Below are 21255 nucleotides of genomic sequence, written 5' to 3'. Positions count from 1 at the left end.
AACACTTCGTTAATACGTTAAACGCCAGCTTTGAAGTTCATCCCAATCCCGTCACGTTGGATCAGTTGGCCAAAGAAGATAAAGCACGATCCGATTGTGTCGAGATAGCGCTTAAAACAGCCGAAGCGGAAAAGAACCAAGGCTGGGGATATCTTGAAATGGGCCAAGAATACGTCAATAACCTCGTTATGAAGTATCAAGGTGATTTATCTCAATGCACTGAGATCGAGCGTAAAACCATTGATTATATCGAGTCATTAGACGCTAGACGTAAGCAATTGGTTGAAGTTACCAAACAGATTCCAACTAGAAAGGATGGCAAGCAATGAAGTATTACAAAGGCGGCGAGTTTCCGACTCAGCCGGGTATGTATTTTGTTTACGGTGATGGCGGGACTGGAAAGACCAGCTTAGTAAAGCAGTTCAGAGGTCACAAAATCGTGTTCAGCTTTGATTTATCAGCCAATGTTTTGATTGGCGATAAAGATACCGATTTGATGGTGCTTGAACGCTCAGACGTTCCAGTGATTCAAAAACAGGTTCAGGGCATGATTTGGCGAGTGATTGATAAGGGCGATTACGACGTGGTGGTGTTGGACAACGTGACAGCGTTACAAAATTTAGCGTTGGAAAATATCGACAACGCAGCAAAGGATAACCGACAAAATTATCAAAAGTTGCAGTTATGGTTCCGCCAGTTATCACAGTTCTTACGTGAAAGCGGTAAGACGGTCTATGCAACGGCTCACCAGATTGATTTAGGTGATGGTCACTTTGAGGCTGATATGAATCAAAAGACGTTTAACGCTTTTACCAGCATGTTTGACCTAGTCGGCCGCATATATCTAAAGGACGGTCAACGGATGATTGATTTAGATCCTGAGTCTGGGGACCATGCTAAAAATCGGATTGATGAACGCAAGTTGGTCAAAGCCGATGAATTGATTCCACAGCTACACGAGATTAAGCCAACTGAAACCAAAACTAAAAAGGAAGCGTGATCAGAATGAGTTTATTTACAGTTGATAGCAACAATATTTTGGGTGCTAGCGTACAAGAAGCGGGCCGTTACAACGTCAAGGTCGTTAAGGCCGATACTGGGACTACGGGTCGTGGTGATAACAAGATGACAGTGGATTACGAGGTGTTAGACGGCAAATACAAGGGCGGTCAGGTCCGCTACAATGTCATGACTTGGCTTGCTGAGGACAACGATAAGTTGGAAAAGACCATTAAACGATTTAATACCTTTGCCGTAGCAATCGGGGTCAAAGACGGGGCTGGTATCGATTCACTTCAACAGCTTGCTAAAGCTGCGGTGGGTAAAACGCTGACCATCGATGTTGATTGGGGTGAACCGAACAACCGTGGTAACAGCTACCTCCAAGCTTACGGATATCATGTTTTAAGCAGTGAAGCCAGTGAGCCAAACGGTGTAACTCGACCGGGTGCTGATAGCAATCAAGGTGGCAATAGTAATCCATTTGGCAATGGTGGTGGGCAACAATCAGCTAGTCACGCAACCGGTGGAACATTCGGTGGCAATGCGGATTCAATTGACATATCAGATGACGACCTTCCGTTCTAAATTTAACTAAGGATTAAGCTAATTCTACGATAAGTAACACGAACGTTAATTAGTCACAGCAGACAGAGACGAGAGATATGAGACGGTAAGGAGTGATAGTTTGGAACGGGTCAAAGCAGAACGATTGCCAGATGGCAGATATGTAATTGACCCAGGAAAGGTCAATATCGACCACGTAGAGACAATTAACGGTGGCCAGTCTAACGAGGTATGGATTGACTTTGAATTCGCTGACGTGCGCAGAATACGCCCACAACAACGCAAGCTGTTCTTTGCCTTACTAAATGACATCATGGTCTGGTCGGTAACGCCAAAGGACTTTCTAAAGGACCTATTCTACACGCAGTATTCGATTATGTATGACGGTAAAGAAATCAGTTTGTCGAATGGATCGCGGTGTTCTGTGACGGATGGCAATCGTCTGATCGATTTGGCTGTTGATTTTATGTTTGAATGGAACGTTCCGTTCAAGGAGGGATATGAGTTGTTACCACGAAATGAAGAGTATTACCTGTTTGAGTGCTGTCGGCACCGGGTTTGCTGTGTGTGTGGTCGGCGAGCAATTATCCATCATGTCGAGGGTAGTAGAGTTGGAATGGGTGGCGACCGGACGAAAGTTGACCATACGAAGCGCCGAGTTCTTGCTTTGTGCGAACACCATCACGATTTAATTCACAGCATGCCTGAAGGTGAATTCGGTCGAATGTTCCATATCCCGGTTGAAGGTGTAGAACTAGACGTTGAGACGCTACGCAAGATTGGTGTTAGAGGTGATTACAGTGCCTATCAAGACGAGCAACGCGGAACGGCAACAGGTTAAGCAGTTATGGATTAGCGGTGAGCGCAACGTTAGCCAGATTGGCCGCATGATGGGCCACTCACATGGGTGGGTGACTAATCGGTTGGCTGAGCTGGGTGTCACCGGATTTAAGAGGAGGACGAATCATGATCGACATGAAATACAAGCAGTATCACATCACAAGTGACCGTTATCAATTTACTGTTAATCGTATGAAGATGCAGGATGGTCAGCCCGTTGTGATAACAGACGCTAAGGGTAATAAAAGTTACGCGGAGTCATTAGTCGGACATTGGAATAGCTTGGGCAATGCTCTAAAAGGGTTGAGAAATTATATGATCCGCGTCGACGAGCCGGTAATTACCAGCCTAGACGAGCTGATAACCGCTAATCACAATATTGAGCAGGAGTTTGACGACTGGCTCGACCCGAAAGTAGGCGGTTTAGGTGAGTAAGCTGATGCTTAATAAAACAAAACATGGTCGGCGTTGGTTCACTAAGCAAATTATGTGGTGGACGTGCGGTTACATTGAAATTGATTCAGACATGCCGAGAAACTATTTTGATCCGGTCTATGATTGTTTTTATTTTTGGATGGGCCCAACGTTTATGGGCATAGCGTTCCCTAATTTATTAAATGACGGTGAAATCATCATGGCAAGTCAGGATTTTTTGCTGGATTCGGAAGCGGATAAGCCACTCGTAGAGCAAAATATTCTGTCACTAAAACCAGAATTTCAAGACGCTGCACGTCAGGCGGTTGAGGACGGAAACTACTTTTGGGTTGTCGGGTTCGACGATAATCACTGTGAAACATTAGGCAAAACCGGCATGATTGCGGTTACTAAGAGAGTAGCGGAACAAATGGACGCCCGACTATATCAGCCATTGGAGGATCTTAGCTAATGAAACGAAATGTAATTAAAGCACGTATGGAAGAACAAGGATTTGATTTTTCAGAGAGGGATGGAATTATTGCCATCACACGTAAATCGGATGGTAAAACGCTAGCGTCATCGATTGGACCGTTAGTTCAGGGCAATTTAGATGAATTTGGTAGTGAAAACATGCAATGGCTAGTGGATTACATCGTGACACCGGAAAAGGATCGAATCAGTGTCATTAAGTTTCGAGTGAAAGTTTTGCCTGAAACGCCAAATTTGATTGGCAATTATCTGGATAAACATGGTGATATCAGTGGGTGGGCGGATACAGACACAGATTTCACCGGAGCTGAGTATATTTTATTCAAGCGCGACCATCCTGAATGGGCGCCATTCTTGCCAGTATACGACATTAATAACACTGCCGTATTTATTCCGGTTAAGGACGGTGACGAGAGATGATTCGGACTGAATTAATCGAGGATAGAAGTTGGACGAACGCTGATCTGAAATCGGGAATCAACCACTTTTTGAAAGACCATCCAGACGTCAAACTTATTGATATCAAGTACCAAATGGCTATGGCGCCCGATGGTCGCGGTGTCAATTATTCAAAATCAGCGTTGATTGTTTACGAAACGGAATCTCCCGATGGAAGCATCGAAAAGTGTAGTTTCTGTGACGGATATGGTCCAATTATGAGCACAAATGATGCAACACTAGAGTTTGACGGCAATCAGTTGCTTGTACTGTCAATGGGCAAAAATGCTCAAAAATATGATGGCACGGAAGCGGTGTAAGGAATTCGTTACTGTCCGATGTGCGGACGAAAGCTGGGTGATGACGAATGATTAGAAGTACAGGATTAAAAGACACTCTGGGTACAAAAATTTACGATGGGGATATCGTTCAAGTGCAAGAAACTGAGGATAATGGCAGAATTGTGTTTTTATCTGCTGTCGTAAAAGTATATTTTGACGATGAACGTAGTGATTGGATGTGTGATGGTGGATTTACTGGTCCACTTGCCGAATATGCAAATAACGGCGAAGAAACGTTGCTTAATTACTACGGAAACCGGTGCAAAGTATTAGGAAATATTCGAGATAATCCCGAATTATTGGAGGCAGAAGAATGAAACCGATTGAATTCAGGGTGTGGGATAAGCAGATGAAAGTCTACGATGTGCCCACCGAAATCCACATTGACGATGGCGGCCATATCACCAGCGTGGACACTTACCATGGAACGTTAACGGACGGCAATTTCGAACTCGAACAGCTTATCCAATTTAAAGGTTCAAAAGGTGACGAAGTTTACGAGGGCGACATCATAAGTTACGGAAGCATTTGGTGTGAAGGCGACGAAATGGATCCGCATGAAGCTAACGGTTCTGGGCCTGTAATCTATGATGAAAATATGGCCGGTTACGCAGTAGAAAAAAATATGATGCTGGCTGATGTAGTGCTTGAAGACGGGTATGAAGTGATTGGCAATATTCATGAGAATCCAGAGTTAGCGGAGGTGGTTCGTAATGAGGACGATTAAATTTCGTGCGTGGGACGTGGTGGAACACAAATATTATAAGAACGTTCAAAGTTCTGAAAACTGTGAAACTAACCGGTTTTGGAGTTTTAACCAAGTACTCGAAGAAGTAGATAACTGGCATTTAGTTCTTGAAGAATTTACCGGTTTGAAGGATTCAAATGGTACTGAAATTTACGAAGGCGACATTCTTGAATTCCAAGATTTCGTATTTGGCGGTAAGCCCCGGTCTAAACGGACAATAGTTGAATGGAGCGAAGGTGATGCCGCATTTGTAACTGGCTTCCGTAATTTGTGGAAGCTAGTGGAACTCGGCGCGGTTGTAGTTGGTAATGTGCACGAGGATCCAGAACTGCTGGGAGGTCATGATGTACGCAATCAGGAATAAGAATACCGGCAAGTGGGTCAGCGCTCACCTACGATTCGTTGTGGGAAGCTGAGATGGATTTCAATCATCGCGGGTGTAGCACTAAAAATTATGCTATTAAGTCAGTCAAATTAGTGGAGGATTAGCAATGAAATTTAAAAAATTCTATAAAAAGGCACCACTTGAAGCAGTTCAGTTCGATGGTTCCCAAGAAATGATGGACGAACTAGGAATTGAGTATGAGGACGTAATCAAGGTAGTGCAACAACCCAACGGTCCCGTTGAAGTTCCCGGTTACAGTATTCAAACAGTTTCAGGTCGAATGAAATTTGAACAGGGTGACTGGATTGCTAAGTGGGACGATGGAACGTATTATCCGATTGAAAATAAGGATTTTCAGGAAAATTATGAAGTCAATCCCGAAAGAACCGTATTCAAATTTACTGCTTACGACTACATCAGCAAGATGCAAGAACAGCTTAAAGACAGAATCACCGGTGAACTTGGTGAAAATGCATGGACTGTCGGTGTTCAGAGATTTGTCAAGACTGCCACAAACGATATGCAAGAACATTTTGACAAGTCTGATCCTGATGAAATCGTTGATTTAGTGCTTGAACATTCACTTGATTCCACGATAGATGAATTTTGGAAACTATGTAAAGGAATCATCAAAATGGTAGTCGTATCAGTCTAAAGGATAGCGACTGATGCCGAGTAAAGATGACTGGTTTATTGACTGGACGCTCGCTACTCCTATGCCTAAGCAGGCCAGGATTGATGGCATCAGGAAGCTGGTGTATCAAAGCCATAGCGTAGAGCCAGTTATGTTGCCAGTCCAATTTAAGCGGTTAACTGGGGCACAGCGGTCGGAGTTAATTCATTACCCGGATAAATATATTAAGTTATTGGAGGACACGCGATGATGAAATACGATTTTAAGGTTAAGGGATCCGTAGTCCCTAAACCGTTGAGAATTGAGGACGGCCAAGTGGTCCAAGCTACGCTAAATGGAGCTGACGAGGTAGTAGTTGACCGCAGATTGGCGGCCGCAATCAAGATGCTAGCAGCGGAGGTGATGTGCGATAGCAAATGACCGTTGGCGTCGGGTTGAGCGACTGAAACAGCAAGATAAAGAATTCCTTGAACAGCAAAGAATGAAAAAGCTTGCCGAAGCGCTTATACTACGAAGCCTCGTTGAGGACCTGTTTAAGGATCATGATGGATTAAAGGTAGAAGCAGACAATGCGCTGGACAATCTACGTGTGACCGGAACAGTTCAGACTGAAAAACAAATTGATAAGTGGGTCAACGGCGGCATTCCAAACGTTGGCGAACCAGTAGGTGACAACGGAAAACGTGAAGCATTCATTCCGTTGATGGCAACACACGGCAACCCACCACATTCGTTAATTAAGCGGACGTGGGAGCGAGTTAAGGGGGTGCTGCATCGTGGGCACTAGTCCAACGGCACTCAACAAGCGTGGCAACAAGGTCTATCTGGACGGCTACAGGTTTGACAGCCAGAAAGAATGCGATTTCTACACCCGGTTCATTCGGGATAGCGGCGCACGATACGAAATTCATCCACATTACTTGCTAGAGGATCGGCACGAGTTAACGGGATTCAACACTCGCAAGGTAATCTACACACCGGACGTGGTCATCTATGATGATTCTGGCCATATTCTGCACGTTTACGACGTCAAAAATGGATTTACAGCTTACGCCATAGATACGAGTGTTAAGCTCAGATTCACGTTGTTTGCGGCTAAATACGGGATTCCCGTTGAAGCGGTGGTAATCCGTAAGCACGACTTTAAGTCCATCGCCATGGGAATTACGAAGCAAAGGTCTGCCAAAGAACCACTGATTTGCCGTGATGTATTTTACGACTGGCGTGGAGCGATGAAACTGTAGGAGGCGTGGAATGAACGACGTATCAGGTGCATGGGTTGTTGGTTAGTAGCGATTGCGATGCTGGCAACAAGCTTTATTGCGATCAAGGCAATCATGATTATTTTCGGTTGGATATTTTAGGAGGCCAGAGTATGAAAATGAATCAAGATGGAGTTGTGGGATATGTAGTTAAAGTGGGATCTTTATACGTGAAAGATGCTCGCAAAGGCATACAGAGCGACTTAATTTCGGCAGAACTAACTATTAGCGAGGGAGAAGCAGCTTGGTTTAATCACGACAATGCTGTTAGAACCGCAAATGGGCTACACGGGACGATTATGTCAGTTAAATTCATTGAGTGGCATCCTAATCAGGAGGACAAATAAGCATGGATAAACAGGTTGCAGAGTTAATCAAAACGCTGAATGGTGGGCTACAACATTTGCCAGATTTGGCAAAAGAAATGATACACCAGTATGTTATTGGTCATGCTTTTCTAGGAATTGTTTTTTTAGTGATGGCAATTGCGCTGCTTGCAGGTTATTTTCATGCACTAAAAACGAGCAAAGATTGGCAGAAAGATTCATTTGGTGATACATCTATGGCAATGTTTTTATTTCCAGCTATTGCTGGTCTGTTAACGATGCTTGGCATCGCTAATATATATCGTGCATGTACACCGATTTGGTCGATTATCCAATCGTTGACGTAAACAAAAAAGCCACCCCGGCAAGAGTGGCGTAACTCAGACTTCGAATAATCTAATTTTACGTTACAAACGCTGACATATCAAGGGGTGGCAAGGGTTGAACATTGAAGATTTAGATTTTGAAAGTTTAGTTCCAGAGTTGGATGAGGAGCGGACCATCGCAAAAGCTAAACATTTTCTCATGCGGACGTTTCCACGGCTACAGCGGGTAAGCCATATCCAGGCTAGTGACCTTAAGTCACCAAGCATGGACGGCATGCCTAAAGTGGCGAGTGCAGTCAACCACACTGACGATAAAATCGTTAAGCGATTGGCAGCGGAAGAAGCGGTTAACCAAGTGATCAAGGCAATTAACGGCTGTACGTGTATGAGTCGTCAAATTTTGATTAAGCTATACATTCAACATCACAGCGATACGAATGTGACAATTGATTTACATCTCACCAGGAGCCATTATTTTGACAAGTACAAGCCGTTGGCACTGCTGGAATTTGCTGACGCATTGTCAGGAGTTCAGGAGTTACGGGTATTCCAGGGCGAAGTCGAAAATGGGACTGCTTGGGGACTATATGGGGACTAGGTTGGGACTTTTTAACCGGTAAATGGGGGTATTCTAGTATCGTTGAAAGAATCAAGAAACGGAATTACCCGCCGTTTAATCTCAACTACAACCCTAACAGGGTGATTGGACAGGCCAGTGTGGGTTCGACTCCCACATCACCCGTCGCCAGTTAATACTGGCAAACCTCTAACATTATTTATGTTGGCCGTCGCCGGGCGGCCATTATCGCGGGTTCAAGCATAGGACGCTTAACTGCTTCATAAGCAGAGTTTAGTCGGTTCGAGTCCGGCACCCGCAATGGGTCCCTAGCTCACTGTAGAAGACAGCACATCAACACAGTGGGGAAAAACGTCAGTCGGAGAGCAGCCGTTCGTTAGCAGGCTGCGGGGATGTGCCCCCCAGATTGGGCCGAGCCTAACAGCTTCATGCTGTGGGTACTGATAGATACCGAGTTTAAGTTTGTAGGTGTCAAACATCTCACTGGTGCAATGGCAGCACGGCGGTCTCCAAAACCGTTGATCGTGGTTCGAGTCCACGGTGAGGTGTAGCACGCTAAAACAAAAAAATAAAATAAGTTTTGTGTTTCGATGGCGTGTTAGCTGTTGGGTGATGCCGAAGTCCCCAACGGCATTTTTAGTTAGGAGTGGATTGTATGACAGAAAGCGAATACTTAGACTTGCGTCAATTAGCGATTAGGGCGCGCCGGTTGCTCACTGGGAATTTTAAGCAGCCGAAACGAGGCAAGCCATTGAATCCTAATGTGGACGTATGCGAGTACTTTTGTGGACTATTCGTCTTTGAGTACAATCGACGCCACAAACGGCCGATTACGGTCAAACAGTACATCGGAGAAGCAGTTTGAGACAGGTACACACCAAGTATGGGAACGTCTTCCCAGTGGAGGCCCGGATATTTGGTGAGCTAGATCAGTGGATTAAAGAGAAGCGTCGTACTGAGGAGCATGGCACTTGTTTAATTGAGAAAAAAGAGAAAGAGGGAAAACAACGTGGTCAAAGATAACAACGGGAATGAAATTAAATATCATGACGTGCTGATCAACGAGGATGGAGTAATCGGATTCGTGGTGAGCGGAACGAACTTTAAAGGCAAAACCACGTTGGGAGTAGTTAACTCTAATATTGGGCTAAATGATAAGTTGGAAACTTTCCCTGATGGTGTTTGGGAAATCGTTGGTAACCTCGAAACAGGTAAAGAATTAGAAGAAGTGAGATAACTCAGTGAGTGTTTGATTGTGAGGTGTGGTGATATGTAATGAAGAAGCATGAACAGGCCGAACAAGACTATCTGGCAGGAATGAAGTATAAAGACATCGCTGAAAAGTATGGTGTATCTATTTCAACTGTTAAGTCTTGGAAAGCACGTTATTGGCAAGACAAAAGAGACACAACGTCTGTGAAAAAGGTTGCGTCCAAAAAACATAAGGTTGCAAAAAAGGTTGCAGACGATAATTCACCAGATTTAACCCCTCAGCAGGAGCTGTTTGCTCAGTTAGTTGGCGGGAAGCAAATACCATTGTATCGGGCTTACTTAACTGCATATTCACAGAGGAAGCCATCATTAGCTACGGCTATGTCGGAAGGTTCAAGGCTAGCAGGAAGTTCTAAAATAAAAGAACGTATTTCCAAGATTTCCCAAGATTCGGCCAGTCATCATGACTTATCGCTGGACAATGTAGTTAACGATTATGTATTCCTGCGTGATGAATCCAAGGCAAGCATAGTCGCTGATGGAATTCATAAGGCTAACACTGATGCATTCACTAAATCACTGGACAGCCTAGCGCGCTTGCTCAAGTTAGATCCGATTATTGCCGAAGAGTATCGCAATAAGAAAGCTGATGCCGACGTTAACGAGTTCGATGCTAAACAACAGCTTCATCCAGAGGACATTGATAACGATGCCGGTGATAGCTACATTAACGCTATTGATCAAGGCATTCATCAGATATTTAAGAAAGAGGACGGTGACAGTGAATGAGGGTACCACAATTTGAATTCACACCATTCTCACCCAAACAACTTCAGGTCTCGGCTTGGTGGACTGATAAATCACCTTACAAGGATTACGAAACCATCATTTGTGATGGTTCTGTTCGTGCTGGCAAAACACTCATTATGTCAACCAGCTTCATTGAGTGGTCCATGGCTAACTTTAACGATGAACAATTCGGTATTGCAGGTAAGACCATTGGCTCGTTGCGTCGTAACGTGTTGACCCCACTTAAACGGATTTTAAAAGGACGTGGCGGTTACCGGATTAAAGATAAGCGGGCTGATAACTTGCTAGAAATTACTCGTGGAAACGTCACTAACCACTACTACGTTTTTGGTGGTAAAGATGAAGGGTCACAAGACCTGGTTCAAGGGTTAACCGCAGCAGGCTTTTTCTTTGATGAAGTTGCCTTAATGCCACAGTCATTTGTCAATCAAGCAACAGCTCGTGTTTCTAAAGATGGTGGCAAATACTGGTTCAACTGTAACCCCGATGGTCCGTATCACTGGTTCAAATTAGAGTGGTTAGACCAGCCGAAGAAGCATAAAGTGTTGCACATTCATTTCACGATGAACGACAACCCATCGTTATCAGATGAAGTCAGAGACCGTTACAACCGTATGTATACTGGTGTGTTCTATCAGCGTTACATTCTCGGCTTGTGGGTGCTTGCTGAGGGCGTCGTGTATGACAACTTCAATGCAGAGCAAATGGTTGTTGACCCGCCTGATCCAAGCCGCATAACTAAATACGTTGTATCGTCTGACTACGGTGCGCTTAACCCTACGGTATTTCTGCTGTGGGGTTTTTGTGATGGCGTTTGGTACTGCCTCAAAGAGTACTACTTTGACGGCCGGAACAATCCTGGTCATCGTCAAAAGAGTGATGATCAGTACGCTAACGACTTAGGCACGTTTCTCGGTCCCATTAGTGCGCCAATCATCCTAGATCCATCGGCAAAGCACTTCGCTATTAAATTGGAACAACGTGGTTACGAGGTGATACCCGCTGATAACGACGTATTAGATGGCATACGGCTCACACAGTCGTGCATGAGCAATGGACTGATTAAGTTCACACCAGGGCTATCGTCGGTCTTTAAAGAGCTATCCAGTTACATCTGGGACAGCAAGACCGGTCAAAAGGGTGAAGATAAAGTGGTCAAGGAACACGACCACGCGATGGACGCAATGCGGTACTTCTGTATGGGAGTGCTTGCGCCTAACCAAAATGAAGAGGGCATTCAAGTATTTGATCACTATTAGGAGGTGAAGCTCAATTGGATATTTTTAGGCCAAAGAACACGCAAGACTTTATCATCAGTGGAGTGCCGCTTGATGAACATAACGTTTCGAATAATGGTGATACTTCATTAGGTGATAACATCACTTTAACGGATGATGACGTTTTCCTGTATCGTTCGGGAGCAAACTTGCTTGATAATCTGGAAGACGTGCGGTCAATCGTGAGTTATCACGAGAACTACATCGCCGAGAAGTACAAAATGAAGCGAGATTATTATAAGGGTCGACACCATGCAATCATTCAGCGTCCACCTAAGCCACATAACAAGCCTGATTATCGATTGCTGATTAACCTTCCTAAGAAGTTAGTATCGACGTTTAACGGGTACTTTAGTGGTGACCCTGTAAGCATCAAATATCATTCGGATAGTGATGCTAGCAACGATAAAATGAACGATGAGATTCAAAGCTGGCTGAATGATAACGATTACGGGGACACGTTTAGTGAATGGGCTAAGCAGGCCGACATCTACGGTCGTTCTTACCTGTATGTTTATCAAATTGATGGTGATTTACGAATTGCGGTTTGCTCACCTCGTGACACGATTATGATTTATGACGACAGCATTCAGCATCGACCAGTAGCAGCTATTCGGTATTCTACTAATTCTAATAAGCAATACGATACGTTGATTACCCCTAAAGCCGATTATCTGATTAGCAACGATAATGCGAATTCTGAAATGAAAGTGACCAACGTTGATCCAAATAACCCTGATAACGTTGTGAAAGAAGATATTCATGATTTTGAGTCGTTACCAGTCATTGAATTGGCCGAAGACGATGAGCGTATCGGTATCTTTGATGACGTTATCAGTTTGATTGATGCAGTTGATTTAATTCAATCTGCAAAGGTAAACGATGTTAGTTCATTTGCTGATCAGTATTTGGTCGTTAAAGGACAGAAGTTAACCGAGGAGCAAGTTACCAATATCCAAGATAAGCGGTTCATCAACCTTTATCGGGAAACTAAGACGAGCTTTAATAACACTGATAGCAACATGCTTGACCCCGATGCGTTCTTCTTAACTCCTGATCCCAGCGACGAAACGCAAGAGAATGCATTAAATCGATTGATCGATATGGTGTATCAGGTTTCTCAAGTTGTTAACCTAAATGATTCTAACTTTGGTGTGTCGGCACAGTCAATTAGTGGTGTGGCCTTGCTTCAACGTTATCAGCCAATGCAGGCCAAAGCACGAACCAAGGCCAAGAAGATGGATAAGGGCTTGCGTCAACTGTTCTCAATTATGTTTGCTTACAAGAACCTATCAGGAAACGTGAGTGACCTAACGTTTGACCACAAGCAAAGCATTCCACACAACGTGTCAGAAGAAGCTGACATTGTGGGCAAGCTTAACGGTCAAGTGAGTGACCCAACTAAGCTGAGTTACTTATCAGGCATTGATGATCCCGACAAGGAAATTGAGCGGTTGCATGAGCAGCAGAAGCAAGACCAGCAAGCGACGGCCAACATCGTTAAAAACTATCTATCCGACCAAAAGAAGGGCGGTGTGGTAGATGACGATAACGGTCAAGCAACAACAGGCAAGAATACAGCAACTAATCAATCTGGACGACCAAACGGACAAGCAGACTGATGCTTACTATGATGAGTGCTTAGCCTACATTCGAGACCACTTACTACAGTTTTACCAGCAGTACGCGGATGAGAACGGCCTATCGATTTCACGGGCCCGGGCCCACATTTCGAAATGGGACTTGAACCAGTGGAAGCAAGCTATCAATGAAGTCGATATGTCTGGTTGGCCGAAGGCTGCTACTGACCGTGTGAAAATGTACGGGGCCACTGCGGGTATCGACAAGGCTCACGTTATGCTGGCAATCATTGGACTGGCTCTATTACGGATGACGGTCAAACAACGGCAATCTATCCAACAACGTTCGGTTAAGGATGCTCGAGACGAAGTTAAACGGATGAAAGTGGCTTATAAATTAACGCCTAAGCAATCGAAGAAGGTAACGAGTATAATTACTCAGCCTGAAACCGTTAAGCAGTGGAGCGCACGTTTATGGACCAATCATGACATGATGGCTAACGACGTTGAGAACTTGGTTAACCAGTATCTACGTCACGGAGCTACGCTGAACGATTTACAAGACGGTTTGAAGAAGCATGTCAACAAGGAGCAATTCAAACCCAACCAGTCAATAGCTGATTGCATTGCACAAGCTCAGTACAACACTCAGCGGTTGGTTCGGACTGAGTCGGCTCGATTAGTGGACCAAGTAACCATGACCACATTTCGAATGAAAGGTGTTAAATGGATTCAATGGGTCACTGAGCCGGGTGCATGTTCGAAGTGTATGGGTATCGCCGATAGCGGACCTTACGCTATTGATGATTGCCCTAGTATTCCTGACGACAGCCATCCTAATTGTCGATGTTCAAAGGTAAGTATAGTCAGAAAGAACCAATAAGCATTCAGCACTCCACTGTGAGTGCTTTTTTTATGCCCTTTTCCGTGTGTTGCGGGCAATAAAGAACAACCTGAGTAAGCCTCCCACGGCTTTAAATGCGCGAAAGGAGCTTGAACATGAAAGATAATGATACTTTGCCGATGCCGATGAAATTACAGTATTTTGCTGATCCAAAGGATGACCCAGAGCCAGATGATCCAGAACCAGATGATTCGCAAACTGAAACTCACAAAGATGACCCAGAACCAGATGATACGACCACCACAGAACCCGATGATAAGAACGCCAAAATCATCGAGAAACTGCAAGGCCGAATCGGCAAGGAACAAGGTGAGAAGAATCAGCTTGCGGAGCAATTGAAGGCCGCACAGGACGAACTGGAAGCCTTGAAAAACGGTGGTAAGCCGAAAGAGAAGCCGAAGACTGAGGATCAACTGGAAATTGAATCGCTCAAAGCCCAAATTGCACGCGATAAGACGACTAAACAGGTCGTAAACGTGTTTCACGAGGGCGGCGTTGAGGTACCAGACGACATTATCAACTTATTTGTGAGTGATGATGCCGATGAGACCATTGAGAATTCCAAGAAGCTGTTGTCCTTTGTGACACAGGTCAAACAGAGCACAGAATCCAGCGTTCGTGATGAATATCGGCAAGGTAAACTGCCATCTGATACTAAACACCAGAACTCTAATTCTAATTTCGGCGTTGAAGTAGCGAAGTCTGGAACGTCCAGAGCCCCATTGCAAACACGTTACTAACAGTTAGGAGGATTTTTAAATGAAGAAACAAATTTTTGGCACGCATGACATCTTAGTCGATGACTATAATGCCACCTTAATTGCGAATATGGTCGATGATCCGTCGGCAACCGCTGATGCAGATGGTCAAAAGTATTTGATGAGTGGCGTGCTTTTAACAGCCACTAAGAACGCCTTGACTAGCAACAATGGTGCTGAAGCTTTAGTGCCGACGACTGACGCTACTAAAGCACAGGGCATTTTACGTCAAGATTATAACGTTGCTGGTGGTGCTGTTCCTGCTTCAGTCATCGTAGCCGGAACCATTAACTTGGCCCGTATGGATGAAACCACGCGTGCTATGTACACCGATGACCTCATTACGGCTTTAAAGGCGGTTCTCCCCCGAGTGACCGTTATTAACCGAGACTAATTTAGGAGGAAACTAAATGTTAACGATTAGTGATATTGAAAATCCAGCTGCCATCATTGGTAACTGGAATGAACGTGCTAATGAACGTAAACCATATCTGTATCAAAGCATTTTTGATTTAACGTACAGCGGCACCGATACGACCAAGTTATATTACGGCGAAGAATCTAAGCTACGTATGATGACCGCCACCACGGAAGACGTTGCTTCTGTTAAGCTCGGTAACCGTGGATTCGAAAGTGAACCGTTCTCGCTTATTCCGTTCAAAAACTACAAAGCTATGAACGAAAAACGGCGTCGTGATATTAACCGTGCGTTGGCTAATAACAGCAGTGAAGCTGAGATTCAAGCGATTACAAGAACGCAATACCAAGACCTAGACGATTTACTAACGTTTGGCTATGGCACTCGTGAAATTATGGCTATGCAAGCCTTGACGACTGGTAAAATCGTTGTTTCTGGTAGCGATGGCACCGGCAGCAACAACTTGGTTTATACTCGTGATTTCCACATGCCTGATGAGCACAAGGTGTCAGTGACCACCGAATGGGGCACGCCTGATTCGTCACCACTTGATGATATTCAAAAGCAAATGGATAAAATCAGTGATGATAACGGTACCGATATTGGTGTTGCCTTCATGAACGGCCGTACCTTCCGCAAACTACGTGATTCTGGTGAAATTATTACCACGTTAACGGATGGACGTGCTAATAAGGGTGTTGCGGTAACTCAATCGGCGGTAACTCAATTGGTCAGCGACACACTTGGCGTTCAAGTAGTTATCTATAACAAAGGTATTGGCAGCGACCGGTTCATCCCTGACGATGTGGTTGTGTTAACGCCTACTGGTTCGTTAGGCCGTATGGTTTGGACTGATACCAACGAAGACATGGGCCTTTCGGGTGATCCAACTGTTCAGCTTTCACGAATGAGTGATGGGATTACGGTCTACACTGATCGTATTCACGACCCAGTTGCCACTTTAGTACACGTTTCTCAAAATGTGCTTCCGGCATTCGACAAGGTTCGTAATGTCGTGATTATGAACGTTAACCCAAAAGCGTAACGCCACCTACTAGCGGTGGGACTACTGGTTCCACTGGGAGTACAAGTGGCGAAACTAATACGCCAGCACCTAATCCAGCAACTGGTTTGGCGATGAGCCAAGCAACCGCATCAATGAAAGTCGGTGACACTAAAAAAGTGACCGCTAAGGCAACGCCTGACGATGCTGACGATGCAACTGCGGTTAATGGTGCAATCACTTACGCTTCTAGTGACGACACGATTGCTACGGTTGCAGCGGATGGCACGATTACGGCGGTTGCTGAAGGCACAGCCAACATCACGGCCACTAGTGGGGACTTCACGGCGACTGTTAAGGTGACTGTAGCAGCAGCTAGTTAGTAGGTGGTCTCTATGGAGCTAACAGTTGAAACAGTCAAACCGATGGATAAGCGCTTTAAAAAAGCTGATGATGCAACCATTCAGAGCTGGATTAACGTTGCCAAACCGATGATAGAGGCTTCGGGATTGCCTGAAAGCCAATTGAGCTACGGATGGCAATTGTTGTCGGCCCATGTTGGCACGCAGCTACTCAATCGCAGTTCGAACGTTTCATCAAAGACGATGGGACCGCTGACGATGAGCTATTTTGACTGGTCTAGTGTGAATACTGACCCTTTTTTAGACATGTACAACGACTTGCTTAGCCGTTACGGCCTATCGTTACTCGGAAGAAATCGGGTGCAATTCTTATGATTGACGAATACAACAACATTGGCAAAATTTCACAGCAAGTTGACGTGTTCAACACTCACATGATTGAGGTCGGAGTGCTGGCGAATGGCTTGCTCCAGATGATTGCAGTCGTCAACAACGATGGTGCAGTGATCCATGCCAAAAGTAGCGAGTACCTGATGATTCCATACCGCGAGAATGGCAAGTTGAAGTTTGCTAAAAAGAAGTCGGTTACGATTCCAGCCCGTCGCTTCTTGGAACGTACCATGGAACGGCATGAATCACGCTGGCAGACCGAAGCCAGAAAGCAATTTATCAAGATTGCGGACGGCAACGGTACCGCGATGATGGCACTCAACATGTTGGGACACTTGATGGTTACGCAGATGAAATCTGAAATCGTTAAGTTTAAAGTGCCACACAACGCCAAGCTGACCATTGCCAATAAAGGCAAAGATGACCCGTTGATTGATACTGGTGCCCTGAGAGACGCCATCAATTATCGAATCGTCACGAAGCATTAGAAAGGAGTAAACAATGAAAGGAGGTGTAAATAAATGGCAGACGAACCAACGACTTACACGTTGAACGTGTATAAGAAGGACGATTTGAAGACTGTAATTGGGACTGGCACTGATACCGACGCCAAGGCGGCAATCACTGGCCTAACGGCCGGGACAGTAGTTGCTGATGGCGACTATGTAGCGACTCACGTTGATCCTACTGGTGTGCAAGATGAATCAGAAGCTGAACCAGTACCCGGATTTACCGTCCCAAAACAGAAAGCACCGGCACCAACTAACCTAAAGTCAACACCAACGGCTGACGGTGCGACTATCACCGCTGGATAAGGAGGCATGAGTAATGGATGAATTTGATTTTAGCGATATGTTGGACGAATGGTCGACTCCACTCGAAATTCAGTTAAAGAGCGGCAACGACGGCGGCCAATACGTCGCTGGGGTGTGGGTGCCTGATGAGGGCGAAACGCTCCAAATCAACGAGCCATTACTCCCTCCTAACTCCAATATGACATTCGGAATGAATGGCAGTGTGCAAGAAGGCGGTACAGTCGAGACGTATGACATGGTGTGGTACTCACAGCGACCCAACATCGCTATCAATACTATCGTCAAAGACGTTAACCTGAACCGTACCTTCCGGGTGAAAGGGTCCAACCCATACACCTCAGTATCGGACATCACAATCTACGGATTGGAGGCAGTGACATCAAATGGACAAGCCGTATGATTACGAGGCGCTCATGGCGCTTATAACTGACGAAATCAAACAGGAAACGGGTATCGAATGTTACGAGGCCAACTCAATGGGTCCACAGCAGTCATATCCGTTTTTTACGTTTGATATCGTTGATCCACACATCGAGCTGCCTTTTACCGACAACATCAACTTTGAGCAATTCGAAATGACGATTCAGTTCGACGCACACTCGCAAAACATCTATGAAGCGACCAATCTGGCCAGTCAACTATCAAAAATGTTTGGAATCCAATCGGTCGGGTTACTGGCTGAACAGAATGGTTTCTACGTGATTGAGACTGAGGACGTACAAAACACTGATAACGTTATTTCGATTCAAGTTGAGCGGCGGTCGGGGTTTATCGTCCGACTGCGCATCTGCGATTCATTTCAGGATGATATCCAAACGATAGATGACGTCAATCTTAATGGCGCTAATTTATCGGATAAAAACAACTACAACAAAGAATAGGAGGGATTAACTGATGCCAGTAATTCCTAAGAATACGGACGTGTTCGTCTCAATTGACGTGACACATCCACAAACAACGGTCGGGCTGAAGAACCCGGCCATTTTTGTTAAGGGACTCAACGTGCAAACGCAGTCCTACAAGGAATACCTGTACTTAGACGCAGTGGAAGCGGACTTTGACAGCACGACTTCGGTCTACAAGATGGCTGAAACTATCTTTGCTCAAAATCCGGCCCCACAACTCATTGCAGTCATCACCTACATTGGCGATAGTGCTGCACCAGCTACTAACCAAGCACCAGCGCCAACCGGACTGGAAGCTAGTCCGACTGAAAACGGTGCAACGGTAACCGCTGACCCAGTAGTCATCAACGAACCAGGCGATGACATTCCAACGAGTGGGATTGCGAAGGCTGCCTTCGATTGCTTCTACAGCAACTGGGAGTTCGCTTTGCTTGCCGACTACGACAAGACGGAAGCCCTTGCGTTGGCTGACTTGATCGAGCATGGGGGCTATGACGCTAAAGGGTTCCATATCTGCTTCTTGCAGTTCGATGACACCAACAAGGCCGACATCACCGACTTCACTAGCTACCAACGGACATTCGAGTTCTACCACTCCAACAGCGAGCAGTACGCCGCTGCATTGGCTGCTGCTGGGGCTCAACCAACCATTGGTAAAGTTTCATGGAAGTTCGTGAGCGATTTAGCCAACATCACGCCAGAACCCATGCCGGTATCTGACGCTATTGCATTGGAAAAGCAAGGATTCATTTTGTACATCCACAAGGGAAACAACAATAACCAAAGCGATGACAAGAACCTGGCAGGCATGTACATCGACGTGATTCACGGTCTGGATCAGGTCAAGGCGACGGTTGAAACTAACCTGCAAAACACCTTGAACACCGCTGGTAAGACGCCATACGACTCGATTGGTTTAGGCATGATTGAAGCGTCCCTCGAAAGCTCACTTAACGCATGCTACAACGATGGCATCATTGCCACTGACCCTGACACGGGTAAGCCAATGATGACCTACAACGTGCCAAGCATCGGAACCATTGGTCGAGTTGACATCGCACAACGGGTGCTCAACAACACCACGTTTGGCTACACGCCAGGCAGCGCAATCAATACGATGTATGTGCATGGCAACATGCAGGAATGGATTTAATGAGAGGAGATGAAGCCACATGGCTGTAGATTCAAGTGTCGACAATTTTACCGGTCGCAACTCAATTGATATTGGTGAAGGCCGGACAATGAACCTGTATAAGGCAAAGGATGTATCGATTACGATCACCCGTGCCGACGGTTCAACGGTTGTTCTGCGGAACTTCCAAGATGGCGATATGGTCACACCACAAAAGACCAACAACAAAATTACGACCATGAGTGACCCACAAGCGTCGCCGGCAGCAGCGGTTACCTATGACTCACTGGGGTCATTCCAAACCACCGTGCAACAAGGCTCACCAACTAACAACTTGTTGAGCGAACTTTACAACACGGATGAAGTGTTTGGCTTCCGGGTAGCATATGGTGATGAGGTCACTAACGCCGACCACTGTATGATTCAAAAGTCACCAGATGCACCATTTGGTAAGGATGTGCCAACCCGTCAATGGACAGTTGAAGCGTTCGACTACAAGTACGATGGTGACGCCAATGCCTAAATAAATTTGAGCTGACTGCCGGTGCAGTCTTTTTTTATGCCCAAATTTAGGCGGTTCAGGGTGGTTCGACTCCGCTCTGGATCATTAACCAACTAAAAAAGGAGCTATTAACCATGACTGAAGAAAAAGCCGCAACTACAACCGAACCTAAAAAATATAACAAGAATATGAAGCAAGAAACATTCACCAGTAAACGAGGCACCGAATACCTTTTCACGTATCCAGGCACGTTCTACGTCCAAAAAAACGTGATGGATGCGTCTATGCGCAACGGAGTTCAAGATACCACATTGCTTAACGAGGCCATCATGCAACATATCTTAGAAGGCGACTACGACTGGAACTACTTCGACAAGAAAGTCGCTACTAAAGATCGTTCAGAATCGATTGCGGTTAGGGATTTTGATGATACTGAAGTCACTTACAACTTCAAGTTCCCCGGATTCCAACGAATCATCAAGCTACAAGCAGAGGCAACAGCTGACGATGGCTCATTGATGACAGCTGAATACTACAAAGGCTTAATGAAGCACGTTATCACCAACGAAGAAGTTAATTTCTCTTACTGGGATCACCATGAAGGCTATACAGAGGTCATGCAAGAAGCCGATTTGTTCATCGGTACGATCGTCAACAACTCTGAATATCAAGAGGTCATGACTGCCGCAAGCGACTTTGTAGGCAAAATGTTTCGATAATCACGTTAAAAGCGCGGGGGTAACGGATAAGGCGCAGAAGTTACTCCCGTATTATCGGCCAAGCATCTACAACATTGCTTCTGTTGATCAGGCTAAGTGTATGACAACAGACGAACTGG

At 45.3% G+C, this 21255-nt stretch carries 36 protein-coding genes and 1 tRNA gene; all 37 read left to right on the top strand.

The window, feature by feature from the left end:
- Positions 1-65: 65 nt before the first annotated feature.
- The 37 genes from JCM2765_RS04825 (at position 66) to JCM2765_RS04645 (ending at position 21136) form a co-directional block, all read left to right on the top strand.
- Positions 66-329, top strand: a complete 264-nt coding sequence (locus JCM2765_RS04825) for a hypothetical protein (protein ID WP_156301682.1) — start codon at positions 66-68, stop codon at positions 327-329.
- Positions 326-1000 (top strand): AAA family ATPase, encoded by a 675-nt coding sequence (locus JCM2765_RS04820; RefSeq protein WP_054734422.1) that lies wholly within the window; start codon positions 326-328, stop codon positions 998-1000. The genes JCM2765_RS04825 and JCM2765_RS04820 overlap by 4 nt, the downstream gene beginning before the upstream one ends.
- Positions 1001-1005: 5 nt before the next feature.
- Entirely contained in the window at positions 1006-1587 is a 582-nt protein-coding gene (locus tag JCM2765_RS04815; RefSeq protein ID WP_054734419.1) for a DUF669 domain-containing protein, read from the top strand.
- A gap of 100 nt (positions 1588-1687) precedes the next feature.
- Positions 1688-2407, top strand: a complete 720-nt coding sequence (locus JCM2765_RS04810; RefSeq protein ID WP_054734415.1) for a putative HNHc nuclease — start codon at positions 1688-1690, stop codon at positions 2405-2407.
- Positions 2408-2532: 125 nt separating this feature from the next.
- Positions 2533-2841: a hypothetical protein gene (locus JCM2765_RS04805; protein ID WP_054734412.1), complete on the top strand. Its 309-nt coding sequence runs from the start codon at positions 2533-2535 to the stop codon at positions 2839-2841.
- Entirely contained in the window at positions 2834-3292 is a 459-nt protein-coding gene (locus JCM2765_RS04800; RefSeq protein WP_054734407.1) for a hypothetical protein, read from the top strand. Before JCM2765_RS04805 ends, JCM2765_RS04800 begins: the two co-directional genes overlap by 8 nt.
- On the top strand, positions 3292-3732 hold the full coding sequence (locus JCM2765_RS04795) for a hypothetical protein (protein ID WP_054734405.1): 441 nt from the start codon (positions 3292-3294) through the stop codon (positions 3730-3732). Before JCM2765_RS04800 ends, JCM2765_RS04795 begins: the two co-directional genes overlap by 1 nt.
- Positions 3729-4070, top strand: coding sequence for a sporulation protein Cse60 (locus tag JCM2765_RS04790; protein WP_054734402.1), 342 nt, complete (start codon positions 3729-3731; stop codon positions 4068-4070). Before JCM2765_RS04795 ends, JCM2765_RS04790 begins: the two co-directional genes overlap by 4 nt.
- Positions 4071-4117: 47 nt before the next feature.
- Positions 4118-4408 (top strand): YopX family protein, encoded by a 291-nt coding sequence (locus tag JCM2765_RS04785; RefSeq protein WP_054734399.1) that lies wholly within the window; start codon positions 4118-4120, stop codon positions 4406-4408.
- The gene (locus JCM2765_RS04780) at positions 4405-4818 is read left to right on the top strand and encodes a YopX family protein (RefSeq protein ID WP_054734396.1); all 414 of its coding nucleotides are present in this window, start codon (positions 4405-4407) and stop codon (positions 4816-4818) included. Before JCM2765_RS04785 ends, JCM2765_RS04780 begins: the two co-directional genes overlap by 4 nt.
- Positions 4805-5203: a YopX family protein gene (locus JCM2765_RS04775; protein ID WP_054734394.1), complete on the top strand. Its 399-nt coding sequence runs from the start codon at positions 4805-4807 to the stop codon at positions 5201-5203. Before JCM2765_RS04780 ends, JCM2765_RS04775 begins: the two co-directional genes overlap by 14 nt.
- 127 nt (positions 5204-5330) lie before the next feature.
- Complete coding sequence (locus JCM2765_RS04770) at positions 5331-5879, top strand: hypothetical protein (protein ID WP_054734391.1); 549 nt, start codon at positions 5331-5333, stop codon at positions 5877-5879.
- Positions 5880-6104: 225 nt separating this feature from the next.
- Positions 6105-6278, top strand: a complete 174-nt coding sequence (locus JCM2765_RS17055) for a hypothetical protein (RefSeq protein WP_156301681.1) — start codon at positions 6105-6107, stop codon at positions 6276-6278.
- 61 nt (positions 6279-6339) lie between these two features.
- Positions 6340-6645 carry a hypothetical protein gene (locus JCM2765_RS04760; protein ID WP_054734386.1) on the top strand — a complete coding sequence of 102 codons (306 nt, stop codon included), beginning with the start codon at positions 6340-6342 and terminating at the stop codon, positions 6643-6645.
- A complete protein-coding gene (locus tag JCM2765_RS04755; protein WP_054734383.1) occupies positions 6635-7102 on the top strand; it encodes a DUF1064 domain-containing protein in 468 nt (155 codons plus the stop codon). The genes JCM2765_RS04760 and JCM2765_RS04755 overlap by 11 nt, the downstream gene beginning before the upstream one ends.
- Before the next feature lie 131 nt (positions 7103-7233).
- Positions 7234-7467, top strand: a complete 234-nt coding sequence (locus JCM2765_RS04750) for a hypothetical protein (RefSeq protein WP_054734380.1) — start codon at positions 7234-7236, stop codon at positions 7465-7467.
- A 2-nt stretch (positions 7468-7469) separates the two neighbouring features.
- Complete coding sequence (locus JCM2765_RS04745) at positions 7470-7793, top strand: hypothetical protein (RefSeq protein WP_054734377.1); 324 nt, start codon at positions 7470-7472, stop codon at positions 7791-7793.
- Positions 7794-7887: 94 nt separating this feature from the next.
- Entirely contained in the window at positions 7888-8370 is a 483-nt protein-coding gene (locus JCM2765_RS04740; RefSeq protein WP_054734375.1) for an ArpU family phage packaging/lysis transcriptional regulator, read from the top strand.
- Positions 8371-8826: 456 nt separating this feature from the next.
- Positions 8827-8897: transfer RNA gene (locus JCM2765_RS04735), tRNA-Trp, on the top strand.
- Between the two features lie 107 nt (positions 8898-9004).
- On the top strand, positions 9005-9214 hold the full coding sequence (locus JCM2765_RS04730; RefSeq protein WP_054734373.1) for a hypothetical protein: 210 nt from the start codon (positions 9005-9007) through the stop codon (positions 9212-9214).
- A gap of 144 nt (positions 9215-9358) precedes the next feature.
- Positions 9359-9586, top strand: coding sequence for a hypothetical protein (locus JCM2765_RS04725; protein ID WP_054734369.1), 228 nt, complete (start codon positions 9359-9361; stop codon positions 9584-9586).
- Between the two features lie 38 nt (positions 9587-9624).
- Positions 9625-10350, top strand: a complete 726-nt coding sequence (locus tag JCM2765_RS04720; RefSeq protein WP_054734367.1) for a helix-turn-helix domain-containing protein — start codon at positions 9625-9627, stop codon at positions 10348-10350.
- Positions 10347-11630, top strand: coding sequence for a PBSX family phage terminase large subunit (locus tag JCM2765_RS04715; protein WP_054734365.1), 1284 nt, complete (start codon positions 10347-10349; stop codon positions 11628-11630). Before JCM2765_RS04720 ends, JCM2765_RS04715 begins: the two co-directional genes overlap by 4 nt.
- A 14-nt stretch (positions 11631-11644) precedes the next feature.
- The gene (locus tag JCM2765_RS04710; protein WP_054734360.1) at positions 11645-13270 is read left to right on the top strand and encodes a phage portal protein; all 1626 of its coding nucleotides are present in this window, start codon (positions 11645-11647) and stop codon (positions 13268-13270) included.
- Positions 13191-14111, top strand: a complete 921-nt coding sequence (locus JCM2765_RS04705; RefSeq protein WP_054734359.1) for a hypothetical protein — start codon at positions 13191-13193, stop codon at positions 14109-14111. Before JCM2765_RS04710 ends, JCM2765_RS04705 begins: the two co-directional genes overlap by 80 nt.
- A 116-nt stretch (positions 14112-14227) precedes the next feature.
- Positions 14228-14872, top strand: coding sequence for a capsid assembly scaffolding protein Gp46 family protein (locus JCM2765_RS04700; RefSeq protein WP_054734356.1), 645 nt, complete (start codon positions 14228-14230; stop codon positions 14870-14872).
- Positions 14873-14891: 19 nt separating this feature from the next.
- Positions 14892-15284, top strand: coding sequence for a hypothetical protein (locus JCM2765_RS04695; RefSeq protein ID WP_054734353.1), 393 nt, complete (start codon positions 14892-14894; stop codon positions 15282-15284).
- Between the two features lie 16 nt (positions 15285-15300).
- Positions 15301-16353: a major capsid protein gene (locus JCM2765_RS04690; protein ID WP_054734351.1), complete on the top strand. Its 1053-nt coding sequence runs from the start codon at positions 15301-15303 to the stop codon at positions 16351-16353.
- Positions 16354-16445: 92 nt separating this feature from the next.
- Positions 16446-16694, top strand: coding sequence for an Ig-like domain-containing protein (locus JCM2765_RS04685; RefSeq protein WP_082404997.1), 249 nt, complete (start codon positions 16446-16448; stop codon positions 16692-16694).
- Between the two features lie 12 nt (positions 16695-16706).
- Complete coding sequence (locus tag JCM2765_RS04680) at positions 16707-17048, top strand: DUF4054 domain-containing protein (protein WP_054734348.1); 342 nt, start codon at positions 16707-16709, stop codon at positions 17046-17048.
- The gene (locus JCM2765_RS04675; RefSeq protein ID WP_054734346.1) at positions 17045-17551 is read left to right on the top strand and encodes a hypothetical protein; all 507 of its coding nucleotides are present in this window, start codon (positions 17045-17047) and stop codon (positions 17549-17551) included. The genes JCM2765_RS04680 and JCM2765_RS04675 overlap by 4 nt, the downstream gene beginning before the upstream one ends.
- Positions 17552-17584: 33 nt before the next feature.
- The gene (locus tag JCM2765_RS04670) at positions 17585-17878 is read left to right on the top strand and encodes a hypothetical protein (protein ID WP_054734343.1); all 294 of its coding nucleotides are present in this window, start codon (positions 17585-17587) and stop codon (positions 17876-17878) included.
- A 13-nt stretch (positions 17879-17891) separates the two neighbouring features.
- The gene (locus JCM2765_RS04665; protein WP_054734340.1) at positions 17892-18278 is read left to right on the top strand and encodes a hypothetical protein; all 387 of its coding nucleotides are present in this window, start codon (positions 17892-17894) and stop codon (positions 18276-18278) included.
- Positions 18262-18759 carry a phage neck terminator protein gene (locus JCM2765_RS04660; protein ID WP_054734337.1) on the top strand — a complete coding sequence of 166 codons (498 nt, stop codon included), beginning with the start codon at positions 18262-18264 and terminating at the stop codon, positions 18757-18759. Before JCM2765_RS04665 ends, JCM2765_RS04660 begins: the two co-directional genes overlap by 17 nt.
- A 13-nt stretch (positions 18760-18772) precedes the next feature.
- Positions 18773-19936, top strand: coding sequence for a DUF3383 family protein (locus JCM2765_RS04655; protein WP_054734334.1), 1164 nt, complete (start codon positions 18773-18775; stop codon positions 19934-19936).
- A gap of 19 nt (positions 19937-19955) precedes the next feature.
- Positions 19956-20438, top strand: a complete 483-nt coding sequence (locus tag JCM2765_RS04650) for a hypothetical protein (protein WP_054734332.1) — start codon at positions 19956-19958, stop codon at positions 20436-20438.
- Positions 20439-20551: 113 nt separating this feature from the next.
- The gene (locus JCM2765_RS04645; RefSeq protein WP_054734329.1) at positions 20552-21136 is read left to right on the top strand and encodes a hypothetical protein; all 585 of its coding nucleotides are present in this window, start codon (positions 20552-20554) and stop codon (positions 21134-21136) included.
- The last annotated feature ends 119 nt before the right edge of the window (positions 21137-21255 follow it).

This window comes from Secundilactobacillus similis DSM 23365 = JCM 2765 (assembly GCF_001311075.1).
GTDB classification, from domain to species: domain Bacteria; phylum Bacillota; class Bacilli; order Lactobacillales; family Lactobacillaceae; genus Secundilactobacillus; species Secundilactobacillus similis.
Note: the sequence above shows the minus strand (reverse complement) of the source record. Positions and strands in the feature narration are given on the sequence as shown.

Excerpts from the sequence above, each read along its gene's own strand:
- JCM2765_RS04750 (WP_054734380.1), top strand. The coding sequence starts at position 7,234 with ATGAAAATGAATCAAGATGGAGTTGTGGGATATGTAGTTAAAGTGGGA.
- JCM2765_RS04680 (WP_054734348.1), top strand. The coding sequence starts at position 16,707 with ATGGAGCTAACAGTTGAAACAGTCAAACCGATGGATAAGCGCTTTAAA.
- JCM2765_RS04670 (WP_054734343.1), top strand. The coding sequence starts at position 17,585 with ATGGCAGACGAACCAACGACTTACACGTTGAACGTGTATAAGAAGGAC.
- JCM2765_RS04780 (WP_054734396.1), top strand. The coding sequence starts at position 4,405 with ATGAAACCGATTGAATTCAGGGTGTGGGATAAGCAGATGAAAGTCTAC.
- JCM2765_RS04715 (WP_054734365.1), top strand. The coding sequence starts at position 10,347 with ATGAGGGTACCACAATTTGAATTCACACCATTCTCACCCAAACAACTT.
- JCM2765_RS04795 (WP_054734405.1), top strand. The coding sequence starts at position 3,292 with ATGAAACGAAATGTAATTAAAGCACGTATGGAAGAACAAGGATTTGAT.
- JCM2765_RS04685 (WP_082404997.1), top strand. The coding sequence starts at position 16,446 with ATGAGCCAAGCAACCGCATCAATGAAAGTCGGTGACACTAAAAAAGTG.
- JCM2765_RS04665 (WP_054734340.1), top strand. The coding sequence starts at position 17,892 with ATGGATGAATTTGATTTTAGCGATATGTTGGACGAATGGTCGACTCCA.
- JCM2765_RS04785 (WP_054734399.1), top strand. The coding sequence starts at position 4,118 with ATGATTAGAAGTACAGGATTAAAAGACACTCTGGGTACAAAAATTTAC.
- JCM2765_RS04745 (WP_054734377.1), top strand. The coding sequence starts at position 7,470 with ATGGATAAACAGGTTGCAGAGTTAATCAAAACGCTGAATGGTGGGCTA.
- JCM2765_RS04805 (WP_054734412.1), top strand. The coding sequence starts at position 2,533 with ATGATCGACATGAAATACAAGCAGTATCACATCACAAGTGACCGTTAT.
- JCM2765_RS04770 (WP_054734391.1), top strand. The coding sequence starts at position 5,331 with ATGAAATTTAAAAAATTCTATAAAAAGGCACCACTTGAAGCAGTTCAG.
- JCM2765_RS04690 (WP_054734351.1), top strand. The coding sequence starts at position 15,301 with ATGTTAACGATTAGTGATATTGAAAATCCAGCTGCCATCATTGGTAAC.
- JCM2765_RS04645 (WP_054734329.1), top strand. The coding sequence starts at position 20,552 with ATGACTGAAGAAAAAGCCGCAACTACAACCGAACCTAAAAAATATAAC.
- JCM2765_RS04775 (WP_054734394.1), top strand. The coding sequence starts at position 4,805 with ATGAGGACGATTAAATTTCGTGCGTGGGACGTGGTGGAACACAAATAT.
- JCM2765_RS17055 (WP_156301681.1), top strand. The coding sequence starts at position 6,105 with ATGATGAAATACGATTTTAAGGTTAAGGGATCCGTAGTCCCTAAACCG.
- JCM2765_RS04820 (WP_054734422.1), top strand. The coding sequence starts at position 326 with ATGAAGTATTACAAAGGCGGCGAGTTTCCGACTCAGCCGGGTATGTAT.
- JCM2765_RS04730 (WP_054734373.1), top strand. The coding sequence starts at position 9,005 with ATGACAGAAAGCGAATACTTAGACTTGCGTCAATTAGCGATTAGGGCG.
- JCM2765_RS04695 (WP_054734353.1), top strand. The coding sequence starts at position 14,892 with ATGAAGAAACAAATTTTTGGCACGCATGACATCTTAGTCGATGACTAT.
- JCM2765_RS04675 (WP_054734346.1), top strand. The coding sequence starts at position 17,045 with ATGATTGACGAATACAACAACATTGGCAAAATTTCACAGCAAGTTGAC.
- JCM2765_RS04700 (WP_054734356.1), top strand. The coding sequence starts at position 14,228 with ATGAAAGATAATGATACTTTGCCGATGCCGATGAAATTACAGTATTTT.
- JCM2765_RS04705 (WP_054734359.1), top strand. The coding sequence starts at position 13,191 with ATGACGATAACGGTCAAGCAACAACAGGCAAGAATACAGCAACTAATC.
- JCM2765_RS04790 (WP_054734402.1), top strand. The coding sequence starts at position 3,729 with ATGATTCGGACTGAATTAATCGAGGATAGAAGTTGGACGAACGCTGAT.
- JCM2765_RS04760 (WP_054734386.1), top strand. The coding sequence starts at position 6,340 with ATGAAAAAGCTTGCCGAAGCGCTTATACTACGAAGCCTCGTTGAGGAC.
- JCM2765_RS04720 (WP_054734367.1), top strand. The coding sequence starts at position 9,625 with ATGAAGAAGCATGAACAGGCCGAACAAGACTATCTGGCAGGAATGAAG.
- JCM2765_RS04655 (WP_054734334.1), top strand. The coding sequence starts at position 18,773 with ATGCCAGTAATTCCTAAGAATACGGACGTGTTCGTCTCAATTGACGTG.
- JCM2765_RS04650 (WP_054734332.1), top strand. The coding sequence starts at position 19,956 with ATGGCTGTAGATTCAAGTGTCGACAATTTTACCGGTCGCAACTCAATT.
- JCM2765_RS04815 (WP_054734419.1), top strand. The coding sequence starts at position 1,006 with ATGAGTTTATTTACAGTTGATAGCAACAATATTTTGGGTGCTAGCGTA.
- JCM2765_RS04660 (WP_054734337.1), top strand. The coding sequence starts at position 18,262 with ATGGACAAGCCGTATGATTACGAGGCGCTCATGGCGCTTATAACTGAC.